The organism is Paragemmobacter amnigenus, from assembly GCF_009908265.2.
GTDB lineage: Bacteria > Pseudomonadota > Alphaproteobacteria > Rhodobacterales > Rhodobacteraceae > Paragemmobacter > Paragemmobacter amnigenus.
Window position 1 is genome coordinate 42,645 of sequence record NZ_JAAATX020000013.1, and the last position, 25,073, is coordinate 67,717.

At 66.9% G+C, this 25,073-nt stretch carries 29 protein-coding genes; 19 read left to right on the forward strand and 10 right to left on the reverse strand.

Going from position 1 to position 25,073, the window contains the following annotated elements; translation table 11 throughout:
- Positions 1 to 45: 45 nt before the first annotated feature.
- The 5 genes from GU927_RS17145 to mdh form a co-directional block, all read right to left on the reverse strand.
- A complete protein-coding gene (locus GU927_RS17145) occupies positions 46 to 708 on the reverse strand; it encodes a class I SAM-dependent methyltransferase (protein ID WP_161763680.1) in 663 nt (220 codons plus the stop codon).
- The gene (gene pepT, locus GU927_RS17150) at positions 705 to 1,964 is read right to left on the reverse strand and encodes a peptidase T (protein ID WP_161763681.1); all 1,260 of its coding nucleotides are present in this window, start codon (positions 1,962 to 1,964) and stop codon (positions 705 to 707) included. The genes GU927_RS17145 and pepT overlap by 4 nt, the downstream gene beginning before the upstream one ends.
- 470 nt (positions 1,965 to 2,434) lie before the next feature.
- Positions 2,435 to 3,628 carry a hypothetical protein gene (locus GU927_RS17155; protein ID WP_161763682.1) on the reverse strand — a complete coding sequence of 398 codons (1,194 nt, stop codon included), beginning with the start codon at positions 3,626 to 3,628 and terminating at the stop codon, positions 2,435 to 2,437.
- 11 nt (positions 3,629 to 3,639) lie between these two features.
- A complete protein-coding gene (locus tag GU927_RS17160; protein ID WP_217765715.1) occupies positions 3,640 to 3,807 on the reverse strand; it encodes a hypothetical protein in 168 nt (55 codons plus the stop codon).
- 76 nt (positions 3,808 to 3,883) lie between these two features.
- The gene (gene mdh, locus GU927_RS17165) at positions 3,884 to 4,846 is read right to left on the reverse strand and encodes a malate dehydrogenase (protein WP_161763683.1); all 963 of its coding nucleotides are present in this window, start codon (positions 4,844 to 4,846) and stop codon (positions 3,884 to 3,886) included.
- A 173-nt stretch (positions 4,847 to 5,019) separates the two neighbouring features.
- Between mdh and GU927_RS17170 the strand changes: the two genes are divergently transcribed.
- From GU927_RS17170 to GU927_RS17235, 14 genes are all read left to right on the forward strand, one after another.
- The gene (locus GU927_RS17170; RefSeq protein ID WP_161763684.1) at positions 5,020 to 5,766 is read left to right on the forward strand and encodes a sulfite exporter TauE/SafE family protein; all 747 of its coding nucleotides are present in this window, start codon (positions 5,020 to 5,022) and stop codon (positions 5,764 to 5,766) included.
- 225 nt (positions 5,767 to 5,991) lie between these two features.
- A complete protein-coding gene (locus GU927_RS17175) occupies positions 5,992 to 6,855 on the forward strand; it encodes an HpcH/HpaI aldolase/citrate lyase family protein (protein ID WP_161763685.1) in 864 nt (287 codons plus the stop codon).
- A 77-nt stretch (positions 6,856 to 6,932) separates the two neighbouring features.
- Positions 6,933 to 7,481: an NnrU family protein gene (locus GU927_RS17180; protein ID WP_161763686.1), complete on the forward strand. Its 549-nt coding sequence runs from the start codon at positions 6,933 to 6,935 to the stop codon at positions 7,479 to 7,481.
- A gap of 4 nt (positions 7,482 to 7,485) precedes the next feature.
- Positions 7,486 to 7,689 (forward strand): DUF1737 domain-containing protein, encoded by a 204-nt coding sequence (locus GU927_RS17185; protein WP_161763687.1) that lies wholly within the window; start codon positions 7,486 to 7,488, stop codon positions 7,687 to 7,689.
- Positions 7,690 to 7,727: 38 nt separating this feature from the next.
- Entirely contained in the window at positions 7,728 to 8,759 is a 1,032-nt protein-coding gene (locus GU927_RS17190) for a MaoC family dehydratase (RefSeq protein WP_161763688.1), read from the forward strand.
- 48 nt (positions 8,760 to 8,807) lie between these two features.
- Positions 8,808 to 9,617, forward strand: coding sequence for a DUF4344 domain-containing metallopeptidase (locus tag GU927_RS17195; protein ID WP_161763689.1), 810 nt, complete (start codon positions 8,808 to 8,810; stop codon positions 9,615 to 9,617).
- Positions 9,618 to 9,812: 195 nt separating this feature from the next.
- A complete protein-coding gene (gene sdhC, locus GU927_RS17200) occupies positions 9,813 to 10,196 on the forward strand; it encodes a succinate dehydrogenase, cytochrome b556 subunit (protein WP_161763690.1) in 384 nt (127 codons plus the stop codon).
- Between the two features lie 13 nt (positions 10,197 to 10,209).
- On the forward strand, positions 10,210 to 10,581 hold the full coding sequence (gene sdhD, locus GU927_RS17205; protein WP_161763691.1) for a succinate dehydrogenase, hydrophobic membrane anchor protein: 372 nt from the start codon (positions 10,210 to 10,212) through the stop codon (positions 10,579 to 10,581).
- A 14-nt stretch (positions 10,582 to 10,595) separates the two neighbouring features.
- Positions 10,596 to 12,398 (forward strand): succinate dehydrogenase flavoprotein subunit, encoded by a 1,803-nt coding sequence (gene sdhA, locus GU927_RS17210; RefSeq protein WP_161763692.1) that lies wholly within the window; start codon positions 10,596 to 10,598, stop codon positions 12,396 to 12,398.
- The gene (locus tag GU927_RS17215; RefSeq protein ID WP_232489256.1) at positions 12,398 to 12,847 is read left to right on the forward strand and encodes a hypothetical protein; all 450 of its coding nucleotides are present in this window, start codon (positions 12,398 to 12,400) and stop codon (positions 12,845 to 12,847) included. Before sdhA ends, GU927_RS17215 begins: the two co-directional genes overlap by 1 nt.
- Entirely contained in the window at positions 12,847 to 13,140 is a 294-nt protein-coding gene (locus tag GU927_RS17220; RefSeq protein ID WP_161763693.1) for a hypothetical protein, read from the forward strand. Before GU927_RS17215 ends, GU927_RS17220 begins: the two co-directional genes overlap by 1 nt.
- A 3-nt stretch (positions 13,141 to 13,143) precedes the next feature.
- Positions 13,144 to 13,920, forward strand: coding sequence for a succinate dehydrogenase iron-sulfur subunit (locus GU927_RS17225; protein ID WP_161763694.1), 777 nt, complete (start codon positions 13,144 to 13,146; stop codon positions 13,918 to 13,920).
- A gap of 115 nt (positions 13,921 to 14,035) precedes the next feature.
- Positions 14,036 to 14,683: a DUF1236 domain-containing protein gene (locus GU927_RS17230; RefSeq protein ID WP_161763695.1), complete on the forward strand. Its 648-nt coding sequence runs from the start codon at positions 14,036 to 14,038 to the stop codon at positions 14,681 to 14,683.
- Between the two features lie 123 nt (positions 14,684 to 14,806).
- Entirely contained in the window at positions 14,807 to 15,667 is an 861-nt protein-coding gene (locus GU927_RS17235; RefSeq protein WP_161763696.1) for an urea carboxylase-associated family protein, read from the forward strand.
- A gap of 45 nt (positions 15,668 to 15,712) precedes the next feature.
- Here the strand turns inward: GU927_RS17235 and deoD are convergent, their stop codons facing one another.
- From deoD to GU927_RS17260, 5 genes are all read right to left on the reverse strand, one after another.
- Positions 15,713 to 16,420 carry a purine-nucleoside phosphorylase gene (gene deoD, locus GU927_RS17240; RefSeq protein WP_161763697.1) on the reverse strand — a complete coding sequence of 236 codons (708 nt, stop codon included), beginning with the start codon at positions 16,418 to 16,420 and terminating at the stop codon, positions 15,713 to 15,715.
- Between the two features lie 82 nt (positions 16,421 to 16,502).
- A complete protein-coding gene (locus GU927_RS17245) occupies positions 16,503 to 16,784 on the reverse strand; it encodes a type II toxin-antitoxin system RelE/ParE family toxin (protein WP_161763698.1) in 282 nt (93 codons plus the stop codon).
- Positions 16,781 to 17,065, reverse strand: a complete 285-nt coding sequence (locus GU927_RS17250; RefSeq protein ID WP_161763699.1) for a CopG family ribbon-helix-helix protein — start codon at positions 17,063 to 17,065, stop codon at positions 16,781 to 16,783. Before GU927_RS17250 ends, GU927_RS17245 begins: the two co-directional genes overlap by 4 nt.
- A 110-nt stretch (positions 17,066 to 17,175) precedes the next feature.
- Entirely contained in the window at positions 17,176 to 17,535 is a 360-nt protein-coding gene (locus tag GU927_RS17255; protein ID WP_161763700.1) for a DUF1127 domain-containing protein, read from the reverse strand.
- Between the two features lie 115 nt (positions 17,536 to 17,650).
- The gene (locus GU927_RS17260; RefSeq protein WP_161763701.1) at positions 17,651 to 19,618 is read right to left on the reverse strand and encodes a protein meaA; all 1,968 of its coding nucleotides are present in this window, start codon (positions 19,616 to 19,618) and stop codon (positions 17,651 to 17,653) included.
- Positions 19,619 to 19,952: 334 nt separating this feature from the next.
- On the opposite strand from GU927_RS17260, the gene GU927_RS17265 reads away from it, so the two are divergent.
- The 5 genes from GU927_RS17265 (at position 19,953) to GU927_RS17285 (ending at position 25,034) form a co-directional block, all read left to right on the forward strand.
- Complete coding sequence (locus GU927_RS17265) at positions 19,953 to 20,264, forward strand: hypothetical protein (protein ID WP_161763702.1); 312 nt, start codon at positions 19,953 to 19,955, stop codon at positions 20,262 to 20,264.
- Between the two features lie 40 nt (positions 20,265 to 20,304).
- Positions 20,305 to 21,654, forward strand: coding sequence for a 1-acyl-sn-glycerol-3-phosphate acyltransferase (locus GU927_RS17270; RefSeq protein ID WP_161763703.1), 1,350 nt, complete (start codon positions 20,305 to 20,307; stop codon positions 21,652 to 21,654).
- Between the two features lie 177 nt (positions 21,655 to 21,831).
- Positions 21,832 to 23,124, forward strand: a complete 1,293-nt coding sequence (gene ccrA / locus GU927_RS17275) for a crotonyl-CoA carboxylase/reductase (protein ID WP_161763704.1) — start codon at positions 21,832 to 21,834, stop codon at positions 23,122 to 23,124.
- Between the two features lie 161 nt (positions 23,125 to 23,285).
- Positions 23,286 to 23,471: a hypothetical protein gene (locus GU927_RS17280; RefSeq protein ID WP_161763705.1), complete on the forward strand. Its 186-nt coding sequence runs from the start codon at positions 23,286 to 23,288 to the stop codon at positions 23,469 to 23,471.
- A 33-nt stretch (positions 23,472 to 23,504) separates the two neighbouring features.
- Complete coding sequence (locus GU927_RS17285; RefSeq protein ID WP_161763706.1) at positions 23,505 to 25,034, forward strand: ATP-dependent DNA helicase; 1,530 nt, start codon at positions 23,505 to 23,507, stop codon at positions 25,032 to 25,034.
- The last annotated feature ends 39 nt before the right edge of the window (positions 25,035 to 25,073 follow it).

Below are 25,073 nucleotides of genomic sequence, written 5' to 3' on the forward strand. Positions count from 1 at the left end.
TCACAAGAGGGATTCCGTTAGCGGTATCGGGTGATTCGCGGGGCGTCAGGCCGGATCGGCGGTGATCATCACCTGACCGCGCGGCAGGCGGTGGGGGTGGGCGGTGGCGGCAAAGCCTGCGTCCTGTGCGATTGCCAGCGCGCGGGTTCCGGTCATGTGCCACGGGAAGCGGTCGGGATGGGTGACGACGCCGTCGTTCTGGCGTTGGGGGCCGGTGTGGGTTTCGGGGCACAGGAAGACGGTGAAGATCACGCGGCGCAGGGCGGGAAAGCGGGGGCGGAGGTTTTGCAGCGCGGATTGCAGGGCGTCGGCGGGCAGGTGGGTGAAGACGGCGAAGGCGAGGGCGAAGGTGATGGTGGCGGGGACGGTCGGATAGGCGAAAGTTTCGTCCCCGATAAGGTGGTCTTGCGGGAGGCTGATGCGGCCAGCCTCGTCCAGTTCGGTTTCCCAACCTTTAAGCATGAGCGCGCGCGAGGCGTCGGTGGCCCAGTATTCCGCGACCTGCGGCGCGAGGTGGCGGCCAAGGCGCAGGCTGCCCGCGCCGATGTCGAGGAGGTGGTCGCGCGCCGTCAGGCCGTGCCGTGCCAGCAGGGGCAGGACAATGCGCGGGGTTTCGTCCCAGCGCCCGCCCACGATGTCGCGGTGGCGGCCCTTTGCCAGCGCGTCATCGTAGAAGCCCGGGGCAGCGTAGGGGGAGGGGTGTTTCATGGGGTATCGGGCGGATGTCCTGCCTTGGCGGCGGCGCGACGGAGGATCGACAGCATCAGGACGGAGGCGCGTTCCATGTCCTGCACCGAGACCCATTCCAGCGGCCCGTGGATTTCCTGCATGCCGGTAAACAGGTTGGGGCAGGGCACGCCCATTTCCGTCAGGCGCGAGCCGTCGGTGCCGCCGCGGATCGGGACCGAGACGGGGTCGAGTCCGATGTCGCGGCAGGCCTCTTGCGCCAGCGTGACGGGGCGCATGTCCTTTTCCAGCCAGTAGCGCATGTTGCGGTATTGCGGGGTGATGGTGCAGGTGATCGTGGCGCGGGGTTCGCCCGCCTGCACTGCGGCGCAGACCTGACGCAGGATTTCGCCTTTGGCTTCAAGCCCTTCGCGTTCGAAATCGCGCAGGATGAAGCGCAGCGTCATGGCCGATGAACCGCCCGTCATTTCCGTCGCGTGGATGAAGCCGTCGCGGCCGTCGGTCAGTTCGGGCAGCATCGTGTGCTGGGGGAGGGCCGCGATGATCTTTGCCGCCAGATGGATCGCGTTGACCATCTTGCCCTTGGCCCAGCCGGGGTGGATCGAGACGCCTTCGATCTTCACCTCGGCCCCGTCGGCGGAGAAGGTTTCGAATTCGATCTCGCCCGCCTCGCCGCCGTCGAAGGTGTAGGCCCAGTCGACGGCAAGGTCCTTGGGCAGGCGCTTGTCGACGCCGCGGCCGATTTCCTCGTCCGGGGTGAAGGCGAGGCGGATGGGGCCGTGGGGGATGGTGGGGTCTGCCAGCAGTGTGGCGGCAGTGTGCAGGATGATGGCGATGCCTGCCTTGTCATCCGCGCCCAGAAGCGTGGTGCCGGAGGCGGTGACGATGTCATGGCCCAGCTTTTTCAACAGGTTGGGCGAGGATTCGGGGGTGAGCGTCAGGGTGGGGTTGTCGGGGTAGCTGATCGCGCCGCCGTTGTAGCCGCGGATGAGGCGGGGTTTCACGCCGGTGGCGTTGAATTGGGGGGCGGTGTCCATATGGGCCAGAAAGCCGATGGTCGGGCCCGGCGCGGTGGCGGGGATGGTGGCCAGCACCGTGCCGTAGTCGGTGAGGGTGATGTCGGCGGCGCCGATGGCCGCGAGTTCCTGCACCAGCAGTTTGGCGAGGTTCAGTTGGACTGCGGTGGAGGGTTGGCTGGGGCTGTCGGCATCGGACTGGGTGTCGATGGCGCAGTAGCGCATCAGGCGGGCGGCGAGGTCTTCGGTGCGTGCGGTCATGGCGGTCCCCTTTGGGGGGATGTGGCCGTGGGGCGGTAACGAAGTCAATGGGGGCAAGGGGTTGGGGGATTTCGGCTGTGCAGGCGGTTGTGCAGAGGGCTGTGCCGCAAAGTGTGCATACAAATTCGGAGAGGGTGGGGTGGGGAAACGTGGTTAAGGGTGCGCGCGCGCACAGGGTTTCGCGGATGTTGTGGTTCGGGCTGGCGGTGGCGCGGGATGTAGAGGGTGCAGGTGATAAGGCCAAAGTTGGGTGTGAGATAGGACCAGTTGGGCGCTGGATCCTAGGGAGCGGGTTCCAGTGGTGCGCGTTCCGGGGGGGGAGGGATCGGGAGTGACGGTCAGGTTTCACCCGGGCCCCAAAGGCCCGGGTGGCGGCCGTCCCGCCCCCCGGGGCGGCCGCACGTATACGTGCAGCCACCCCGGCGTGACGGCCGCCACCCTTGCGTTGGGAATGGAAGGGGTGCCCGTGTTCAGTTCAGCCAGACCGACATCAGCATCGCGTCGCCGCCCATCATCGACTCGAACCGCGACCAGTTCCCGGCGCTGACGGTTTCGCCTTGTTCAAGATAGGGCCGCGCGCCGGTTCCCTGTATCCAGTCCTTGAGGTCGATCGGCGCGGGGTCGGTGAACATGCGGGCAAGGTTCACGCCCGCGCCTTCGCCCAGACGCCAGTAGGGGACGAGCTTGTCGCCGTTTAAGAGCGCCTCGCCATCGGCCAGCACGGCGAGCCATGTGTCCTTCGTTTCCGGCGGAAGCGTCAGGCCGAGGGCCGAGGTCTGGCGCGCGTTGGGCAGCCATTCGGCGTCGTCGTCGGTTTCGGTTTCCACCGCCGCCCAGAAGGCGCGGTTCTCGGCCACCATGGACAGGAAATGGTCGCGGGCGGCGGTCAGGCGCGCGGCGTCGGGCTGCTGGTCGAGGGTTTCGAGGATCACCCAGAGCGCATCGAGGCCGGGGGCGAACATGTCGTATTCCGAGAATTCGGGCTGTGACAGCGCGGCCATCCCGTCGCGGGCCGCTGCGGCGCGGGTGAGCGCGTCGGTGGGGTCATAGGCGAGGACCACGTTCGCCGCGCCTTCGAGCAGGTGGGTATAGGCGGAGAGCCACGCCGCATCGGCGCGGTCGAAGCGGATCACGGGGGCGGGGGCGGTCGGGTCGCGGTCGAACCAGCGCCAGCCCATGAGGGAGGGGCCGAGGAGTTGCATCAGGTCTTCGTCGGGCGTGCGGGTGCCATCGGCGTTCACGTCGAACCAGAGGTCGGCGAGGCGGATTTCCACGCTGAATTCCGCGCCGGTGGCGAGGTCGGCGAGGGGCGCGCGTGCGGCGGCCATGTCGGTGGCGGCTTGGGTGAAGAGGGCGGCGACGTCGCCCGGTTGGAAGCTGGCGTCGGGGGCGGTGCCCTGATTGAGGCGGATCAGGGGGACCATGCCGGTGGGGTCGTCCATGCCGGTGCGGTAGCGGGTCTGGAACGTGGTTTCCAGCGCGCGCAGGAAGCGGACGCCGCCGAGGGCGAAGCGGTCTGCTTCGGAGGGCGCGGCGAGGGCGGCAAGCTGCGCCGCGGTCGCGGAAAGGCCATTGGCGGCGATGTCCGCCGACAGGTCCTGCGCGGCGAGGGGGAGGGGGGAGAGGAAAAGGGAGGCGAGGAAAAGGGATTTGGGAAAACGCATGGGGCCACTCGTCAGGGTTTGGGTTTGCGTGCCTGCGCCGCCGCCTTCATCCGGGCGAGGAGTTCGGCCTTTTTCTGGGCGGCCTTGTCGTCGCCCTTGGGCGCACCGCGGCGGGGCTGATCGAGCGGGTGGTGGCTGTCCTTGGCCATCTTGGGGTTGCCGTTCTTGCCGTAGTCCATGGGGCGGGCCTTTCAGGGAAACGTAAGGGGGCGCCCTGTGGCAGGGCGCCCCCTTGGATTAGCACGGGTTCGCGGATCAGGCCAGCGAGGGGTCGATGCCCTTGCAGGCGGCGACGAGGCCCTTCACGGCATCCACCGACTTGTCCATCATCGCCTGTTCGGCGGCGTTGAGCTTGATGTCGACGATGCGTTCGATGCCGCCCTTGCCGATGATCGTCGGCACGCCGACGTAAAGACCGTCAAGGCCGTAGGCGCCCTTCACATAGGCCGCGCAGGGCAGCAGGCGCTTTTGATCCTTGAGGAAGGCTTCGGCCATTTCGATGGCGGAGGTGGCGGGGGCGTAGAAGGCGGAGCCGGTCTTCAGGAGCCCCACGATCTCGGCGCCGCCGTCGCGGGTGCGCTGGACGATGGCGTCGAGCTTTTCCTGCGTGGTCCAGCCCATGGCGACGAGGTCGGGGAGCGGGATGCCCGCGACGGTGGAGTAGCGGGTCAGCGGGACCATCGTGTCGCCGTGGCCGCCCAGCACGAAGGCCGTCACGTCGCGCATGGAGACGTTGAATTCCACCGAGAGGAAGTGGCGGAAGCGCGCGGAGTCGAGCACGCCCGCCATGCCCACCACCATGTTGTGCGGCAGACCCGAGAATTCGCGCAGCGCCCAGACCATCGCGTCGAGCGGGTTGGTGATGCAGATGACAAAGGCGTTCGGGGCATGAGCCTTGATGCCTTCGCCCACGGATTTCATCACCTTGAGGTTGATGCCGAGGAGGTCGTCGCGGCTCATGCCCGGCTTGCGGGGAACACCGGCGGTGACGATGCAGACATCGGCGCCCGCGATGTCGGCGTAATCGTTGGTGCCCTTCATGGTGGCGTCGAAGCCTTCCGACGGGCCGGACTGTGCGATGTCCAGAGACTTGCCCTGCGGGGTGCCTTCGGCGATGTCGAAGAGCACAACGTCGCCGAGTTCCTTGATGGCGGCGAGATGGGCGAGCGTGCCGCCGATCTGGCCGGCGCCGATGAGGGCGATCTTGGGTCGTGCCATGGTCCGGATCCTCTGTCTGGAGTGAGTCGGGCTGTTTGCTACGCCCCTGCGGCGCGTCTGGCAAGCGGAACGGTGCGGTCACGGTATGCAATGGTATGCGGCAAATTAAGCATGTGCGGTGGTGGCGGGGCGGTGTTTGCGCTAAAGCGCGGGCAGGCGGGCCGGAGGGCGGAATGGACGGGCTGGGGTTCTGGGTGGCGGCGGTCGCGGCGGCGGTTTTCGTCGGCGCGGGCAAGGGCGGGATTCCGGTCGTGGGGATGCTGGGCGTGCCGGTGCTGGCGCTGGCGATCAATCCGGTGACGGCGGCGGGGCTGCTGCTGCCGGTCTATGTGGTGTCGGATGTCTTCGGGCTTTGGGCCTATCGGCGCGAATTCGACGGGCGGGTGCTGGCGATCCTGTTGCCGGGTGCGGTGGCGGGGATCGGGCTGGGCTGGGCCACGGCGAGCGTGGTGTCCGAGGCGGTGGTGACGGGGTTGATCGGGGTGATCGGGGTGGTCTTCGCGCTGAACCTGATCCTGCGGCGGAGGGGCGAGGTGGCGCCGAAGCGGGCCGAGGTGGTGCCGGGGCTGTTCTGGGGGGCGATGACGGGGTTCACGAGCTTTGTCAGTCACGCGGGGGCGCCGCCCTATCAGGTCTATACGCTGCCGTTGCGGATGCCCAAGACGGTGTTCGCGGGGACGTCGACCATCGCTTTCGCCGTGATCAATGCGGTGAAGCTGGTGCCTTACTGGGCGCTGGGGCAGTTGAGCGCGGAGAACCTGCATGTGGCGGTGATGCTGATGCCTGCCGCCGCGCTGGCGGTGTTCGCGGGGGTGCGGCTGGTGCGGGTGCTGCCGGAGGCGGTGTTCTTCCGGATCGTGACATGGGCGCTGCTGGGGGTGTCGGTGAAGCTGGTCTGGGACGGGGTGACGGGGGTGTGACGCGGCGCGGGCGTTCCGCCCGCAAGCGCGGTCCCCCCGTTCCGCGCGGGGCGCGCGGAACGGGGCCCCGCGGGGGCGCCGCCCCCGGCGCGGCAGGGCCGCGCTCCCCCGGAGTATTTGGGCCGAGATGAAGCAGCTTTACGCTGCGCTGCGGCATTTTTGGCCTTGCTGAAACTTCCGAAATGGTGCCTTTGGGCGAAAGAATCTTTCGTGGAGGCGAATCCGATGACGCGGCCATTCCGTTCGGTGCTGTATATCCCCGCATCCAAGGAGCGCGCGCTGGAGAAGGCGCGCGAGATTGCGGCGGATGCGATCATCTTCGATCTGGAGGATGCCGTAGCTCCTGACGAGAAGGCGCAGGCGCGGGTGACGCTGGCGCGGTTCCTGTCGGAGGTGGATTACGGCCCGCGCTACCGGATCGTGCGGATCAACGGGCTGGATACCGTCTGGGGGCGCGAGGATGCGCTGGCCTTTGCCGCCCATGCGGGGGTGGATGCCCTGCTGGTGCCCAAGGTGAACGCGCCCGCCGATCTGGATGCGGTGGCGGCGCTGGCGGCCAAGGTGCCGCTCTGGGCGATGATGGAAACGGCGGCGGGGATGCTGAATGCGGCCGCCATCGCGGGCCATGCGCGGCTGGAGGGGATGGTCATGGGGACCAACGATCTGGCCAAGGAACTGGGCAGCCGGTTCCGCGCGGACCGGTTGCCGATGCAGGCGGGGCTGGGGCTGTGCCTGCTGGCGGCGCGGGCGCATGGGCGCGTGATCGTGGACGGGGTCTATAACGCCTTCAAGGACGAGGACGGCTTGCGGGCGGAATGCGCGCAGGGGCGCGACATGGGGTTTGATGGCAAGACGCTGATCCATCCGGCGCAGGTGGACATCTGCAACGCGGCCTTCGCGCCGAGCGAGGCGGAGGTCGAGCTTGCCAAGCGGCAGATCGAGGCGTTCAACGCCGCGCAGGCGCAGGGGCAGGGGGTGGCCGTGCTGGACGGGCGGATCGTGGAGAACCTGCATGTCGTCACCGCGCAGGCGGTGCTGGCCAAGGCGCAGGCGATCCGGGCGCAGGCGCAGGATATCGCGGCGCAGTGATGGGTCGCGGTCGATTGCGGCGGGCGCGGATTGCGGGCAGGGTGCGCGCGAAACTTAGCCCTGCGGAGGTGTGAGCGATGACCCTGTTGATCCTTGGCGTGGCCCTGTGGTGGGCGGCGCATCTGTTCAAGCGTGTGGCGCCCGACGCGCGGGCGGGCATGGGCAATGCCGGAAAGGGGCTTGTGGCGGTGGCCGTCCTTGCCTCGGTCGTGATGATGTATTTCGGATATGGCGCGGCGAAGGCGTCGGCGGATGTGTGGTGGGGGCGCAATCCGGCGCTGGTGGGGATCAACAACCTGCTGATGGTGCTGGCGGTCTATCTCTATGCAGCCTCGGGCACGGGGGCGGCGCTGGCGCGGAAGATCCGGCATCCGCAACTGACGGCGGTCAAGACATGGGCGGTCGCGCATCTGCTGGTCAATGGCGATCTGCCGTCGGTCATCCTGTTCGGCGGGCTGCTGGCATGGGCCGTGGTGTCGGTCATCGTGATCAACCGCGCGCAGCGGGACTGGACCCCGCCGGTGGCAAAGCCGGGGGCAGAGGTGAAGGCGGTGGTCGGGACCGTGGTGGTGCTGGTCGCAATCATGCTGGTGCACGACTGGCTTGGCTATCAGCCTTGGGGGTGAGGGGATGAAGCTTTACCGGTTCCTGTCGGAGGACGATACCTCCGCCTTTTGCCACAAGGTGACGGCGGCGCTGAACAAGGGGTGGGCGCTGCATGGCGCGCCCACCTATGCCTTCGATGCCGCGCGGGGCGTGATGCGCTGCGGGCAGGCGGTGGTGAAGGAGGTTCCCGGCACCTACACGCCGGATGTGAAACTGGGCGAGCAATGAGGGGTGGCCTTCGGGCCACCTGAAGGAGAGACGGCACGATGAAGACCAATCCGGGGCGGTTTTTCGAGGATTACCGTTTGGGCGAGACGATCGTCCATGCGGTGCCGCGCACGGTGTCGGGGGGCGAGCGGGCGCTGTACCATGCGCTCTATCCCGCGCGGGGGGCGCTTTATTCCTCGGACGAGTTCGCGCGGGGATGCGGGCTGCCTGCGGCGCCGGTGGATGATCTGGTGGCGTTCCATGTGGTCTTTGGCAAGACGGTGCCGGATATCAGCCTGAACGCGGTGGCGAACCTTGGCTATGCCGAGGGGCGCTGGCTGGGGCAGGTCTATCCGGGCGATACGCTGCGGTCGGAATCCACCGTGATCGGGTTGAAGGAGAATTCCAACGGCAAGTCGGGTGTCGTCTATGTCCGCACGCGGGGCATCAACCAGCGCGACGAGGTGGTGCTGGAATATGTGCGCTGGGTGATGGTGAGGAAGAACCGGCTGGACGCGCCCGCGCCTGCGGCGGTGACGCCATCGCTGGCCCCGGTCGTGGTGCCCGAGGCGCTGGTGGTGCCCAAGCGGCTGGACTTTTCGCGCTATGATTTCGCGCTGGCGGGCGAGCGGCATCGCTTTGCGGATTACACGGTGGGCGAGCGGATCGACCATGTGGACGGGGTGACGGTCGAGGAGGCCGACCACCTGCTGGCGACGCGGCTGTGGCAGAACACCAGCAAGGTGCATTTCGACGTGACCCAGCGCGAGGACGGGCGGCGGCTGATCTATGGCGGCCATGTGATTTCGCTGGCGCGGGCGCTGTCCTTCAACGGGTTGGCCAATGCGCAGATGATCGTGGCGCTGAATGCAGGGGCCCACGCGAACCCGTGTTTCGCGGGGGATACGGTCAGGGCATGGTCCGAGGTGCTGGACAAGGCCGAGACGGGCGCGCCCGGCGTGGGGGCGCTGCGGCTGCGGCTGGTGGCGGTGAAGGACGGGGCGGCGCCCTTCGCGCTGAAGGGGGCGGAGGGGAAGTATCTGCCCGAGGTGTTGCTGGATCTGGATTACTGGGCGCTGGTGCCGGTGTGATCACCAAATCCCGCTTGAACGGCGGCGCACTTCGGGCATGATGCCCGCATGTGGCGTCATACCTGTTCCCTGCTTGTGTTGCTGCTTTTGCCGTTCGGCGCGATGGCCGAAGGTTCGTCCTGGGTTTCCGCGCCGGAGGGGGCGGAGGAGGACGGGTCGGTGGCCGGTGACGGCCCCGAATTGACCGATGCGGAATGGCATGTCCGCGATGTGATGATCACCATCTTCTACCACGAACTGGGTCACGCGCTGATCGATGTGATGCAGTTGCCCGTTCTGGGGCTGGAAGAGGATGCGGCAGATGTGCTGTCGGTGGTGATGACCGACCGGATCTGGGATGGTGAGTCGTCCGAGCAGAAGGTGGCGGCAGCGGCGACCTTCTGGGGGGCGAGTGCGGCCGAGACGGCGCAGGCGGGCTATGCGCCGGCCTTCTGGGGCGTCCATTCGCCCGACGAGCGGCGCTATTTCACCTATCTTTGCCTGTATTACGGCGGCGCGCCCGAAGAGCGCGAGGCGATGGCGGTGGAGTTCGGGCTGCCCGAGGACCGCGCGGTGACCTGTCCGGACGAGTTCGATCTGGCGGCCTCGTCCTGGGGCGTGTTTCTGGACGAGCTGGAGGCGGCGGGTCCGGGCGAGAGCCTTGTCTGGATGGGGGAGGCGGAGCCTTCGGACAGCGTGGCGGCGGGCATCAAGGAAGAGGTCGACTATCTGAACTCGATCTGGACGCTGCCCGAACCCGTGGGGGTGCAGGTCGCGCCCTGCGATCAGGCCAATGCCTTTTACGATCCGTCCGAGAAGATGATCACCATGTGTAGCGAGATGGCGGAGTATATCCTGACCACCGCGCCTGCCGAGTGAAATCCGTGATCACAAATTTTCTGCGCGTGATCACATCGTGCATTTTTTCGCCGGTTTAGCGCGAACATTGCGTGTCCTGCGGCGTTCTGCTGCGTGACTCGTCTGGAAAAACCGCTATTCAGAACCGAAGAACAAGCCGAAGCGCGCGCCCGCCGGTCCCGCCGGAAGGGCAAGCCAGCGACGAAGGGAACCGAGATGGCTGATGTGAAGCGGGTCGAGCGGCCCCTTTCCCCGCATTTGCAGATTTATCGCCCGCAGTTGACGTCGGTCACGTCGATCCTGACGCGGATCACGGGCAACGGGCTGATCGTGGGGACGATCCTTGCGGTCTGGTGGCTGCTGTCGGCGGCGACGTCGCCGGAGTATTTCGCCTTTGCCGATGCGGTGGTGACAAGCTGGTTCGGCGATCTGGTGTTCACCCTGTCTGCATGGGCGCTGTGGTATCACTACCTCGCCGGGATCCGGCACCTGATCTATGACGCGGGGCGCGGGCTGGACATCCCCACCGCCGAAAAGCTGGGCTGGGCCTGCATCATCGGGTCGGTCGTGCTGACCGTCCTGACTGTCGTGATCGTGTAAGGGGGGGCGGGACATGCGTTATCTGACCGACCGCAAGCGCGCCGTGGGCAAGGGCGCAGGGCATTCGGGGACCGAGCATCACTGGTACATGCAGGTGAGCGCGGTGGCGCTGGCCTTCCTGCTGCCGGTGTGGGTCTTCATCTTCGGCAGCGCGCTGGGGCAGGGGCACGAGGCGGTTGTGGCAACCTTCGCGCGGCCCTTTCCGGCGATCGTGACGGGGCTGGTGCTGTTTGTCTCGATGCGCCACTTCGCCAAGGGCGCGCAGATGATGATCGAGGACTATGCGCGGGGGCACATGAAGAAGGCCCTCGTGATCGCGGCGATTTCGCTTTCCTACGTGGTGATGGCGACGGGGTTCTATGCCCTTGTCCGCATCGCGCTTTGAGATTCGGGGCTGAAATGACGGCTTATCCTTATGAAGTGCACGACTATGACGTGGTCGTGGTGGGTGCGGGTGGCGCGGGTCTGCGCGCGACGCTGGGCATGGCGGAGCAGGGGCTGCGCACGGCCTGCGTGACGAAGGTCTTCCCGACGCGGTCGCATACCGTGGCGGCGCAGGGCGGGATTGCGGCCAGCCTTGGCAACATGGGGCCGGATTCGTGGCAGTGGCACATGTACGACACCGTGAAGGGGTCGGACTGGCTGGGCGATACGGATGCGATGGAATATCTGGCGCGCGAGGCCCCCAAGGCGGTGTACGAGCTGGAGCATTACGGGGTGCCGTTTTCCCGCACCGAAGAGGGCAAGATCTACCAGCGCCCCTTTGGCGGCCATACGACCGAGTTCGGGGAAGGCCCGCCGGTCCAGCGCACCTGTGCCGCCGCCGACCGGACGGGGCACGCGATCCTGCACACGCTGTACGGTCAGTCGCTGAAGAACAATGCGGAGTTCTTCATCGAATATTTCGCGCTGGACCTGATCATCACGGACGGGGCCTGCACGGGTGTCGTGGCGTGGAAGCTGGATGACGGCACGATCCATGTGTTCAACGCCAAGATGGTGGTGCTGGCGACGGGCGGCTATGGGCGGGCCTATTTCAGCGCGACTTCGGCGCATACCTGCACGGGTGACGGTGGCGGAATGGTGGCGCGGGCCGGTCTGCCGTTGCAGGACATGGAATTCGTGCAGTTCCATCCGACGGGAATTTACGGGTCAGGCTGTCTGATCACCGAAGGCGCGCGGGGCGAGGGCGGGTATCTGACCAACGCCAATGGCGAGCGGTTCATGGAGCGCTATGCGCCGCACTACAAGGACTTGGCGCCGCGCGACTATGTCAGCCGCTGCATGACGCTGGAAATCCGCGAGGGGCGCGGCGTGGGCGCGAATGGCGACCATATCCACCTGCACCTGAACCACCTGCCGAAAGAGACGCTGGAGCTGCGGCTGCCCGGCATTTCGGAATCGGCGCGCATCTTTGCGGGCGTGGACCTGACGAAGGAGCCGATTCCGGTTCTGCCGACGGTGCATTACAACATGGGCGGGATTCCCACGAATTACTGGGGCGAGGTGCTGAACCCGACGCCCGAGAACCCCGATGCGGTCTTCCCCGGTCTGATGGCCGTGGGCGAGGCGGGCTGTGCGTCGGTGCATGGGGCGAACCGTCTGGGGTCGAACAGCCTGATCGACCTTGTGGTCTTTGGTCGCGCGGCAGCGATCCGCGCGGGACAGATTGTCGACCCGAAGGCCCCTACGCGGCCTGTGAACCGTGCGGAAGTGGACAAGGCCCTGACGCGGTTCGATGCGATGCGGCACGCCAATGGCGGCACGCCCACGGCGGAGCTGCGGCTGGAGATGCAGAAGACCATGCAGTCGGATGCCGCCGTGTTCCGCGCCGAGGCGACGCTGGCCGAGGGCGAGCGGAAGATGACCGCGATCGCGGGCAAGATGGGCGATCTGAAGGTCACGGACCGGTCTCTGGTCTGGAACAGCGACCTGATGGAGACGCTGGAACTGGCGAACCTGATGCCCAATGCGCTGGCCACGATCTATGGTGCCCATGCGCGGACCGAAAGCCGCGGCGCGCACGCGCACGAGGATTACCCGAACCGCGACGATGCCAACTGGCGCAAGCATTCGCTGGCATGGGTCGAGGGCAACCGCGTGACGCTGGGCTATCGCGGCGTGCATGTCGATCCGCTGACATCCGAGGCGGAAGGCGGCATCAGCCTGAAGAAGATCGCGCCCGCAGAGCGGAAGTTCTGATGGAGCGGGCGGCGGGGCATTCGGCGGCAAGCTGCCGTTCCGGCGCGCGGATCGCGCGGCGGGACTGCGGGCGGCTGACGCCCCGTGGCAAGGTGGCGGCGGTTTCACAGACAGGAGTTGCCGCCATGACGTGCCGTGCCCTTTTCGCCCTGATTGTCCTGCCCTTTGCCCTTGCCGCCTGTTCGCCCGAGGATGTGGCGGACAAGATCGGCCGCCGCACGGCGGAAACCGTGGTGCGGCCCATCGTGGATGACCGCCTGACCGGCGCGCAGGCCGATGCGGCGACGCGCTGTGTGGTGCAGAACGCGACGGCGGCCGAGGTGCAGAGCCTTGCGCGGGATGTGGGCGTGATCGCCGGAACCTCGACCGAAGCGACGGTCTGGGCCATCGTGGCGCGGAGCGAGACGCAATCCTGCCTTGCTGCCGCTGGCGTGGCGCTGGGGGCGTGATGCGGGGGCTGTGGTTCCTTGCGCTGCTGGGGCTGGTGGCCTGCGGGCCGATCCCGGTGGAGCGCGCCGAGCAGCAATGCCTTGGCCGGGCGCAACTGGCGGCGAAACCGCGCGGCATGGTGAGTGCGGGGGTCAATTCGGATGGCGACACGCTGGCCGGTCTGAAGCTGGAAGTGTCGTCCGACTATATCATGGGACGCGATCCGTCGGCGGTGTTCGACCTTTGCGTTCAACAGAAATCCGGGCAGCCGCCGACGCGGCCGCTCTATTCATTCCCGGAATGGAAGGGATAAACGATGGTCCAGTTCACGCTGCCGAAAAACAGCAAGGTCCGCACCGGCAAGACATGGCCGAAGCCTACGGGCAAGAATGTGCGGAAGTTCCAGATCTATCGCTGGAACCCCGATGATGGCGAGAATCCGCGGGTCGACACCTATTTCGTCGATATGGATACCTGCGGGCCCATGGTTCTGGACGCGCTGATCAAGATCAAGAACGAGATCGACCCGACGCTGACTTTCCGGCGGTCCTGCCGCGAGGGGATCTGCGGGTCCTGCGCGATGAACATCGACGGGATCAACACGCTGGCCTGCATCTATGGCTTGGACGAGGTGAAGGGGGATGTGAAGATCTATCCCCTGCCGCATATGCCGGTGATCAAGGACCTGATCCCCGACCTCACGCATTTCTACGCCCAGCATGCGAGCATCATGCCGTGGCTGGAGACCAAGACGAACCGCCCCGCCAAGGAATGGCGGCAGTCGATCGAGGACCGCAAGAAGCTGGACGGTCTTTATGAATGCGTGATGTGCGCGTCCTGTTCGACCTCGTGCCCGTCCTACTGGTGGAACAGCGACAAGTATCTGGGGCCTGCCGCGCTGCTGCATGCCTATCGCTGGATCATCGACTCGCGCGACGAGGCGACGCCGGAGCGGCTGGATGCGCTGGAGGATCCCTTCAAGCTCTATCGTTGCCACACGATCATGAATTGCGCCAAGACCTGCCCCAAGGGGCTGAACCCCGCGAAGGCGATTGCCGAGATCAAGAAGATGATGGTGGAGCGGGTGGTCTGATCCATCGCCCCCGAAGGCGGCACAAGGCCCGGACCGCGCGTCCGGGCCTTTTGCTTTGGCGGAACGGAACGGGGGACTTGGGGGTTTGAAGGGCATGTCATCAGGAGGATAAGACATGTTCAGACCGCTGATCCTGACTGCTTTGCTGGCGGCGGGGGCCGCTGCCCATGCCCAGACCACCGATGTGACGGCGTGGACCGATCTGAACCTGCGGGCGGGACCCGGGCCGGGATACCAGATCCTTGGCGTGATCCCCGCGCAGGCGCCCGTGACGTTGCGCGGCTGTCTGGCCGAGCAGAGCTGGTGTCAGGTGGAGTTCAATGGCCAGCAGGGCTGGGCCTCGGGGGATTACCTGACGGTGATGCAGAACGAGGCGCCGGTCGCCGTCCATACGCAGCGCGAGGCATTGAGGGTCGAGACGCTGACCTATGAGGGCGACGAAGGCGGCAATGCGCTGGCCGGCGGGACGCTGGGGGCCATCGCGGGGGCTGCCATCGGCGGGCCGGTGGGTGCCGCCGTGGGCGGGGCCATCGGCGCAGGCGCGGGGGCTGCGGCCACGCCCGAGACGACCGTGACGCGCTATGTGACCGAGAACCCCGTCGAGCCGGTCTATCTGGAGGGCGAGGTGGTGACGGGCGCGACCCTGCCCGAGGTGGTGGACCTGCGTCCCGTGCCCGACAGCACCTATTACTACGCCTATGTGAACGGCGTGCCGGTGCTGGTGGAGCGGGAGAACCGCCAGATCGTCTATATCGTGCGCTGATCGCGCGCTGCCTGTGGCCGGGGGCCGATGTCCCCGGACCCCGGCGGGATATTTGGACAGGGATGCAGGGGCGGGGTTTAACTCTGCCCCTGCCTTGCTACTGTGGTGCCCGAGAGGTGCCGCATGAAGCTGACGAATGACCATCCCGCCCCTGCCGATGCCGTGGCCCGGCAGGGCATCGCCCCCGTGATCTGCTATCCGGTCGAGGGGCTGGCGCGGCCCGACCTGCGCCCGTTCCGCGTGGCGCGGGCAGGGTGGCGCAAGGTGGACGAGGTGCTGGTGCCTGCGCGCGAGGCGCGGTGCTTTGCCGTGGCGGCGGGGCAGTTCTTCCGCATCACATCCGTCGAGGGGCCGCAGGTGGGCGATCTGAACCTGTGGGCGCAGGCGGATCTGCGCGAGCGGTTCTATTCGGGCAAGACGCGGGCGCTGCATGGCACGCATCTGTCGAGCGGGGACAGGATGTGGTCGTCCTTTCCCTATCTGCGGTCCATGGCGATCATCACGGATGACACGCTGGACTGGTATGGGTTCGACGCCTTTGGCGGGGCGGTGCATGACGTGATCGGCACACGCTGCGATCCCTATACGCATAACCTGCTGTCGGCTGGTGGGCAGTATCACCATTGCTGCCATTCCAACCTGACGCGCGCGCTGGCCGATTGGACCGGGCTGGCCCTGCACGAGGCGGAGGGGCATGTGCATGACGTGCTCAATGTCTTCATGTGCACGGGGTTCACGCGGGATACGGGGCAGTATTTCATGAAGGCCAGCCCCGTGCGGCCGGGGGACCATCTGGAATTCTTTGCCGAGATCGATTTGCTGGGCGGGTTGTCGGCCTGTCCGGGCGGGGATTGTTCGGCGGAACATTCCTCGGACGTGTCGGCCTGCCATCCGCTGCTGGTGGAGGTGTTCCAGCCCGCCGCGCCGCCCGAAGGCTGGGTCGCGCCTGCGGTCAACGGCTATGACCGCAGTCACGGGCGATAGGGTCGCGCGCGCGGTGGCGAGGGGCGTGGCGGGGTGAACCCCGCCCTACGGGGCGAAGGCCGCTTCCAGCGCGATCTGGACCATGTCGCCGAAGCTGCGCTCGCGCTGGTCGGCGGGCAGCGCCTCATGCGTGAGGATGTGGTCCGAGATCGTCAGCACCGCCAGCGCGCGGCGGCCGTAGCGGGCGGCGAGGGTGTAGAGTTCGGCCGCCTCCATCTCGACACACAGGCAGTTGTGGCGCTGGAGCGTGTCGGACAGGTCCTGCCGTTCGTCGTAGAAGGTGTCGGAGGAGTAGATGCCGCCGACATGGGTGGGGATGGCGCGCGCGGTGGCGGCGCGGTGGGCGGCGGAGAGCAGGCCGAAATCGGCGACGGGGGCGAAGTTGAGTTCGCGGAAGATGGAGCGCGAGGGGGAGCCGAGCGTGGTGGTGGCCTGTGCCAGCACGATGTCGCGGACGCGGACGTGGTGTTGCAGGGCACCGGCGGAGCCTATGCGGATGAGGGTCTGCGCGCCGTAGTCGCGGATCAGTTCGTTGGCATAGATCGACAGCGACGGCATCCCCATGCCGGAGCCGTGGATGGTGACGCGGTGGCCCTGCCATGTGCCGGTATAGCCCAGCATCCCGCGCACTTCGTTCACGAGGACGGGGTTTTCGAGGAAGGTCTGCGCGGCCCAGCGGGCGCGGTAGGGGTCGCCGGGAAGGAGGACGGTTTCGGCGATGTCGCCGGGTTTCGCGCCGATATGGACGGTCATGTGGGCCTCTGCGGTCTGTTCGGGACGCGAAGCTATGCGATGGGCGGGACGGGGGGAAGTCCCCCGCATGCGGGGGGCGGTGTCAATAGCTGCCGCCCTGTCGGCCGTCCCAGAGGCGGAGGATTTCGATCCGGTGGTCGGTGACGCGGTAGATCAGGGTGAAGGGGGTGCGGGGAATGGCGAGTTCGCGGACGGGTTGGCCCGTGTCGCAGGGATGGCCCGAATAGGGGTTGGCCGCCAGTAGGGCCTGCATCGACTGAAGCTGTGCGCGGGCCTTGGCGCTGCCGTCGGGAAAGACGGAGCGGTAATAGAAGCGGAACCATTGGATGTCGGGAACGGCGGTGTCGAGGAAGACGATCTTCATCTGTCGTCGGGCAGAATGTCCGGCTGCGGTGCGGGGCGTTCTTCTTCGCTGTCCCACGACTCGAGCCAGGCGTTCATGGCGCCGGACGAGATGAAGCGGCCTTGCTCTGCCCTTTGCAGCGCGGCGTTCAGGGCATCGCGCTTGGACGCCTTGGCCTCGAGCATGGAGCGGATGGCGCGGACGGCCAATTGGGCGGCGGTGCGGTCCTCGATCTCTGCCTCGCGCTCAAGCGCCTTGCGCAGGTCGTCGTCGAGACGGATGGAATAGGGTGCAGCGGCCATGATGCGGTCCTTTTGTCCCCGAATGTATGACAGCGTAATACGGAGCGCTGCATCGGGCAAGGAGGAGCGCGCGGGGCGGGGGGAAGTCACCCGCCTGCGGGGGGCGGGGGTCAGGCCGCGACGTGGCCGCGTTCGGCGTAGACGGGCGCGTTGGGGCAGAAGGTGGCGTCGCGGGGGCGTGCAAGGTCGCCGCTGTGCAGCAGGAGCGAGCAGGCGGCGCGGTCGGCGCAGTGGCTGCAGGTGCCGAGGAGTTCGAGGTAATCGGCGTAATTGGCCTTCAGATCGGATTCGGGGATGCCGAAGATGGCGGCCATGCGGGCGACGCGGTCGGGGACGTCGGGGCGCATGGTGGCGAAGGCTTCGAGCTGCGCGCGGGTCATGCCGAGATCGTCGAGGTCGCGGTCGGTCAGGGTCTCGATGGCCTTGAGCTGGTGCCAGCGGTCGAGGAAGGCGCGGAGGCGGGTGAGCATGGGTCTGGTCCTGCAAGGGGCTGTGCAGCGACCATGCGCGCGGGGGCCGTGGGGTGGCCTTGATCTGGCGCAAACGGCCTGACGAGGGGTCGTCAGGCCGTTGCGCGGCGGTGGATCATTCGGCGGCGACGGCGTGGCGGTCCACGAGGCCCACGATATCCATCATGATGCGGTTCAGTTCAAAATCCTTGGGCGTGTAGACGGCGGCGACGCCCATGGCGCGCAGGCGGGTGGCGTCATCCTCGGGGATGATGCCGCCGACGACGACGGGGATGTCCGATAGGCCTGCGGCGCGCATCCGGTCCATGGTTTCGGAGATGAGGGGGATGTGGCTGCCGGAGAGGATGGAGAGCCCCACGACATGCGCCTTCTGTTCGGCGGCGGCGGCGACGATTTCGGCGGGCGTCAGGCGGATGCCTTCGTAATGGATGTCCATGCCGCAGTCGCGGGCGCGGGCGGCGATCTGTTCGGCCCCGTTGGAATGGCCGTCGAGGCCGGGCTTGCCGACGAGGAATTTCAGCGGCTTGCCGAGTTTCGTGCTGACCGATGCCACGGCGTCGCGGATGGGGTCCAGCCCTTCGGTGCGGTTGGAGGGGTTGCGCGAGACGCCGGTGGGGGCGCGGTATTCGCCGAAAGCGCTGCGCACCACGGCGCCCCATTCGCCGGTGGTGGCCCCCGCCTTGGCGGCGGCGATGGAGGCGGGCATGACGTTGGTGCCCGTGGCGCAGGCCTGGCGGAGCGATTCCAGCGCGGCCTTGACCTTTGCCTCGTCCCGCGTGGCGCGCCACTGGTTCAGGCGTTCGATCTGGTCGCGCTCGGCATCGGCATCGGCGACCATGATCGCGCCGTCCCCTGCGGTGAGGGGCGAGGGCGCGGCCTCGGTCCAGCGGTTGACGCCGACGACGGTGGTTTCCTTGGTTTCGATCCGTGCCAGACGTTCGGAGTTCGATTCGACCAGACGGCCCTTCATGTATTCGATGGCGGCCACGGCCCCGCCCATTGCGTCGATGGTGGCGAGTTCCTGACGCGCGCCTTCCTTGAGTTCGGCAACCTTGCGGTCCACGGCGGGGTTGCCGTCGAAGAGGTCGTCATATTCCAGAAGGTCGGTTTCATAGGCGAGGATCTGTTGCATCCGGAGCGACCATTGCTGGTCCCACGGGCGGGGCAGACCCAGCGCCTCATTCCACGCGGGCAGCTGGACGGCGCGGGCGCGAGCCTTTTTGGAAAGGGTGACGGCCAGCATCTCGATCAGGATGCGGTAGACGTTGTTTTCGGGCTGCTGTTCGGTCAGGCCCAGCGAGTTGACCTGCACGCCATAGCGGAAGCGGCGGTATTTCGGGTCGGTCACGCCGTAGCGGGTTTCGCAGATTTCGTCCCAGAGGTCGACGAAGGCGCGCATCTTGCACATTTCGGTGACGAAGCGGATGCCTGCGTTCACGAAGAAGGAGATGCGGCCCACCATGTTGGGGAAGTCTTCGGCCGACACCTTACCCTTGAGGTCGTCCAGCACGGCGCAGGCGGTGGCCAGCGCGAAGGCCAGTTCCTGTTCCGGCGTCGCCCCTGCCTCTTGCAGGTGGTAGGAACAGACGTTCATCGGGTTCCATTTCGGCAGGTGCTTCTGCGTATAGGCCGCGACGTCGGTGATCATGCGGAGGGACGGTTTCGGCGGGCAGATATAGGTCCCGCGCGAGAGGTATTCCTTGATGATGTCGTTCTGGACGGTGCCTTGCAGGGCGGCGATGTCGGCGCCCTGTTCCTCGGCCACGGCGATGTAGAGTGCCAGCAGCCACGGGGCGGTGGCGTTGATCGTCATCGAGGTGTTCATCTGTTCCAGAGGAATCTGGTCGAACAGGGTGCGCATGTCGCCAAGATGGGCGACCGGCACGCCGACCTTGCCCACCTCGCCGCGCGAAAGTTCGTGGTCGCTGTCATAGCCCGTCTGGGTGGGCAGGTCGAAGGCGACCGACAGGCCCGTCTGCCCCTTGGACAAGTTGGTGCGGTAGAGCGCGTTCGAGGCCCGCGCGGTGGAATGGCCCGCATAGGTGCGGAAGAGCCAGGGGGACTCTTTCTGCTTCTGGGACATGGGGGCCTCCTGACTCGGTTCGGCAATTTTATTTCGTGATAACCTGAATAGAGGACAGAATCATTCAATGTCAATTCGCCGCGTTGCGGCATTCCGCGCTGCGGCGCGGGGGGAGGGCGGATTTTGACGCAAAATCCGCGCCGGAATTTGGCGCAAATTCCGGTGGGCGACGCGGCGGGCCGGTTTCTGCGTCAGAAACCGTTGCGAAGTCTGCGTCAGACTTCGCCTTCGCCCCCCTTAACATCGGCCCCCGCCTTTCCTATATTCCGCCCGAAGGCCCCTGCCGGCATCCGGCGTCAACAAGGGGGGCCGAGGGTCGAAGGACCTGAACCCGATGCGCAACATCCTTGCGCTTGCATCCCTGTCGCTCGCGTTGGCCGGTCCGGCCATTGCGCAGGAACGTTCCGTGCAGATCGTCAACCAGTCCGGCTTTACCATCGTCAGCTTCTTCGCCTCGACCCTCGGGGCGGCGGATTGGCAGGAGGATGTGCTGGGCGGGCAGGCGGTCGGTTCGGGCGAGAGCGCGACGGTGAATTTCGCCGATACGGGCGAATGCACCTATTCCTTCCGTGCGGTCTTTGACGATGGCGACGAGGCGATACAGGATATCGACGTCTGCTCGGTCACGTCTGTCACCTATAACTGATCCCTTTGCCTGCGCGCGCGAAGCCCGCTAGCCTGTGCCCATGACGGGGACGGTGGAGCTTCCGCTTTGGCTGGTCGTGCTGGTGCTGGCCCTTGCGGCCATCGCCGCGCTGGACCGTGTGCTGGCGCCTTCGGTGCGGTGGTTCTTCCGCCGCCGGATGGAGCGGGCCGTGGCGCGGTTGAACGAGCGGCTGGAGCGGCCGATTGCGCCCTTCAAGCTGGCGCAGCGGCACGACATGATTGTGCGGCTGGCCTATGATCCGCAGGTGATGCAGGCGGCGGCGGAGCACGCGGCCGAGGCGGGCATCCCGCCCACCGTGGCCTTGCAGGAGGCGCGGGGCTATGCGCGCGAGATCGTGCCGGCCTTTTCCGCCACCATGTATTTCGGCTTTGCCGTGCAGGTGGCGCGCTGGCTGACGCGGCAGTTCTACAAGGTGCGGATCGGGCGGATCGACCCCGCGCTGGAGCGGGTGGACGACCGCGCGACGGTGGTCTTTGTGATGAACCATCGCAGCAACATGGATTATGTGCTGGTGACATGGCTGATCGCGGACCGGTCGGCCATATCCTATGCCGTGGGGGAATGGGCGCGGGTCTGGCCGCTGAGCCGTCTGATCCGCGGGATGGGGGCCTATTTCATCCGGCGCGGGTCGCGCAACCCGCTCTATCGCCGCGTGCTGGCGCGCTATGTCCAGATGTCGGCGGCCGAGGGGGTGGCGCAGGCGATCTTTCCCGAGGGCGGGCTGTCGCTGGACGGGCGGGTGGGGGCGGCGCGGCTGGGTCTTCTGTCCTATTTCGTGGCGGGTTTCGATCCCGAGGGGCGGGATATCCTGTTTGTTCCAGTGGGGCTGGCCTATGACCGCGTGCTGGAGGACCGGCTGCTGACAGAGGCCGCGCGGACCGGTGTGCGGCGGTTCCGTCCGCGCGTGACGGGGGTGGTTGCCTTTGTCTTTCGCATGGCGTGGCGGGCGCTGCGGGGGAATTTCCCCGGCTTCGGGGCGACGGCGGCGGGGTTCGGGGCGCCGGTGTCACTGCGTGCGTTCCTTGCGGACCATGGCGCGGGGGCAACCGAGGCGCTGGGGGCGGAGTTGATGGCGCGGGTGGCGCGGGCGGTGCCGATCCTGCCCGTGCCGCTGGTCGCGGCGGCGCTGGAGGCGGGCGTGGCGGATCGCGCGGCGCTGGAGGCCGAGGTGCGGCGGCTGGCCGATGCGCTGGCGGCGCGGGAGGCGGTGCTGCGGCTGCATCCGCAGGGGCTGGAGGCGACGGTGGAGGAGGCGCTGCTGCACATGCAGCGTCGCGGGCTGGTGGGGCAGGATCTGGCGATCCGGCCCGAAAAACGGGCGCTGGTGGCGTTCTATTCGGGCTCTGTCCGGCAGCGGCTGGATCTTTGAGCGGTCCGGCGCAGGGCCGCGGGCGGGATTTCTGCGACAGCACTGTCGTTTCTGCGACGCGGCAGACATAAAATTACAAAATATGCGCCATCGCTATTGCAATGTTGCGCGGCCATCCTCTATCTCTGACCCGAGGCGCCGATTCTGCGGCGCGGCATTTCAACGGGAGGCCGGGAGATGGCTTTGGACACGCAGCAGCAGATCGCGACCTACGACGCGCCGAAGAAAGACCTCTACGAGATCGGCGAGATGCCGCCCTTGGGTCATGTGCCCAAGCAGATGTATGCCTGGGCCATCCGGCGCGAGCGGCATGGCGAACCGGATCAGGCCTTCAAGGTCGAGGTGGTGGATACGTGGAAGATCGACAGCCACGAGGTGCTGGTGCTCGTCATGGCGGCGGGCGTGAATTACAACGGTGTCTGGGCCGGTCTGGGCCAGCCGATCAGCCCCTTTGACGGCCACAAGCAGCCCTATCACATCGCAGGATCGGATGCGGCGGGCATCGTCTGGGCGGTGGGCGACAAGGTCACCCGCTGGAAGGTGGGCGACGAGGTCGTGATCCACTGCAACCAGGATGACGGCGACGACGAGGAATGCAACGGCGGTGATCCCATGTTCTCGCCCACGCAGCGCATCTGGGGCTACGAGACGCCGGACGGGTCTTTCGCGCAGTTCACGCGGGTGCAGGCGCAGCAACTGATGCCGCGGCCGCGTCACCTGAGCTGGGAGGAGTCGGCCTGCTATACGCTGACGCTGGCCACCGCGTACCGGATGCTGTTCGGCCATCATCCCCATGACCTGAAGCCCGGCCAGAACGTGCTGGTCTGGGGCGCGTCGGGCGGGCTGGGGTCCTATGCGATCCAGCTGATCAACACGGCGGGCGCCAATGCGATCGGCGTCATCAGCGACGAGAGCAAGCGCGACTTCGTGCTGGGTCTGGGCGCGAAGGGCGTCATCAACCGCAACGATTTCAAGTGCTGGGGGCAACTGCCCAAGGTGAACAGCCCCGAATACAACGACTGGCTGAAAGAGGCGCGCAAGTTCGGCAAGGCGATCTGGGACATCACCGGCAAGGGCGTGAATGTCGACATGGTCTTCGAACATCCGGGCGAGGCGACGTTCCCGGTGTCGTCGCTGGTGTGCAAGAAGGGCGGGATGGTCGTGATCTGCGCGGGCACCACGGGATTCAACTGCACCTTCGACGTCCGCTACATGTGGATGCACCAGAAGCGCCTGCAAGGGTCGCATTTCGCCCATCTGAAGCAGGCGAGCGCGGCGAACAAGCTGATGATCGAGCGGCGGCTTGATCCCTGCATGTCCGAGGTCTTCCCCTGGGCCGAGATTCCGCAGGCCCATACCAAGATGCTGAAGAACCAGCACAAGCCCGGTAACATGGCGGTGCTGGTGCAGGCGCCGCGCACGGGGCTGAAGACCTTCGAGGACACGCTGGAGGCGAGCCGCAGCCTGTAAGGGCCGCAGGTCGGGACGGAAGATCGAGGGCGCCCCTGCGGGCGCCCTTTGCTTTTGCGGTTTCCAAGGGGGAAACGATCTGTTGCGCGGGTGCGGGTAGGTTGCAATCGGGGCGGGTGTTATCCTGCGGGCAGCCTGTCGGGCGTGGTGGAGATGTGCCGGTGTCGCAGCATGACTGGGTGTTCGAGGTGCTGACCGACCTTGCCGACTATGCCGAGGCGCAGGGGTTGCACCGGCTGGCGCGCGCGGCCGCCGAGACGGCAGAGGTGGCGCGCGAGGAAATCGCGGCCCTGTCCGAGGGAGAGAGCGGGGCCGGATCGGGCGGGGCGGGCACGCCGCTGCATTGAGGCCCCCCCTCGCATCTTCGCCTTGGTGCGGATATGGTCGCGCGCATGCAGCCCGCGCTTATCTTTTCCGACGATCAGGCCGAAGCCTTTGACCGCGTGGCGGCAGAGCTTCATTCCAACGGGATCGACCTGACGGCGGGCGAGATCACGCCGCGGGCCGAAGGGGCGGCGTCGGTTCTGGCGGTGGTGGGCAAGGCCGGATCGGGCAAGACGATGCTGCTGGCCAGTCTGACCAAGGCGCTGGTCGCGGCGGGGGTCGAGGTGATTTCCGGCGATTACGAGGGGCGGCGGCGCAAGGACCGTCGCACGCTGGCCATTCTGGCGCCCACGAACAAGGCGGCAAGCGTGCTGCGCCTGCGGGGGGTGCCTGCGACGACGATCCACCGCATCCTTTACACCCCGGTCTATGACCCCGAATACGAACGCATCGCGGAATGGCTGACGGGGCAGGGCGAGCGGCCCGTGGTCGAGGGGTTGACCGATCTGGCGCTGGACCGGGCCTTTGCCTTTTTCCAACAGGTTGCCTCGGTTCCCGGTGCGCTGGCGGCGGCGGGGTTGAAAGGTTCGGACTTCATCAAGGGGTGGAAGCGTCGGGAAGAGCCGCTGGATGTGGGGTTCATCGACGAATCCTCGATGCTGGATGAACGGCAACTGGACGACCTGCGCGAGATCTTTCCGACGCTGGTTCTGTTCGGCGATCCGGCGCAGTTGGCCCCCGTGGGGTTGTCGGGCGAGATGGTCTTCGATCGTCTTCCCGCCTCGCGGCGGCTGGTGCTGAACCGTATCCACCGGCAGACGGCGGATAACCCGATCCTCGATCTGGCCCATGCGCTGGGCGATGATGCGCTGCGGTTCGAGACCTTCGAGCGGATGGTGGAGGATGTGGCAAGCCGCGACGACCGCGTGGTGCTGGCCGAGCGGGTGGATGCCGACATGATGGCGCGGTCGCCCGTGCTGGTCTGGCGCAATGCGACGCGGATCCGGCTGATCCATGCCTTTCGCGGGGCCTTCGGCGCGCCGGAGGATCAGTTGCTGCCCGGCGAGCCGCTGGTCTGCGACGGGATCGAACTGCCGTTGAAGCACCGCAAGAAGCGGATCGATCTGGAGGCGCGGGGGCTGATCAAGGGGGCGCAGGTCATCTATCTGGGGCCGGGGTCCAAGGAGGGGTTCGCCAAGCTGCATGTGGTGGGGGCGGAGGAGCCGCAGGTTTCGGCCGCCTCGATCATCAAGATCGAGAAACCGGACGAGGAAGAACCCTTCATTCCGGCGGCGGCCAAGATGGGGGCGGCCTTCCTGCATGGCGCGGCGGTGACGATCCACAAGGCGCAGGGGTCGCAATGGGACGAGGTGCAGGTCTTTGCCCCCGACATCTGGGCGGCAGCACAGGCGGGGCGGTCCGAGGCGGGGGTGCCCTTGTGGAAGCGGCTGGCCTATGTGGCGATCACGCGGGCGTCGACGCGGCTGCATTGGGTGACGCGCTACCGTCTGGCGCGGCCCAAGGGGGCGCTTTCGGTGGAGGATCTGCGGCGGGGTCCGGCGCCATTGGTGCTGGAGGCCGAGTAGGCAAATTCCTTCGAAGGAATTTGCAATTTTCTTCGAAGA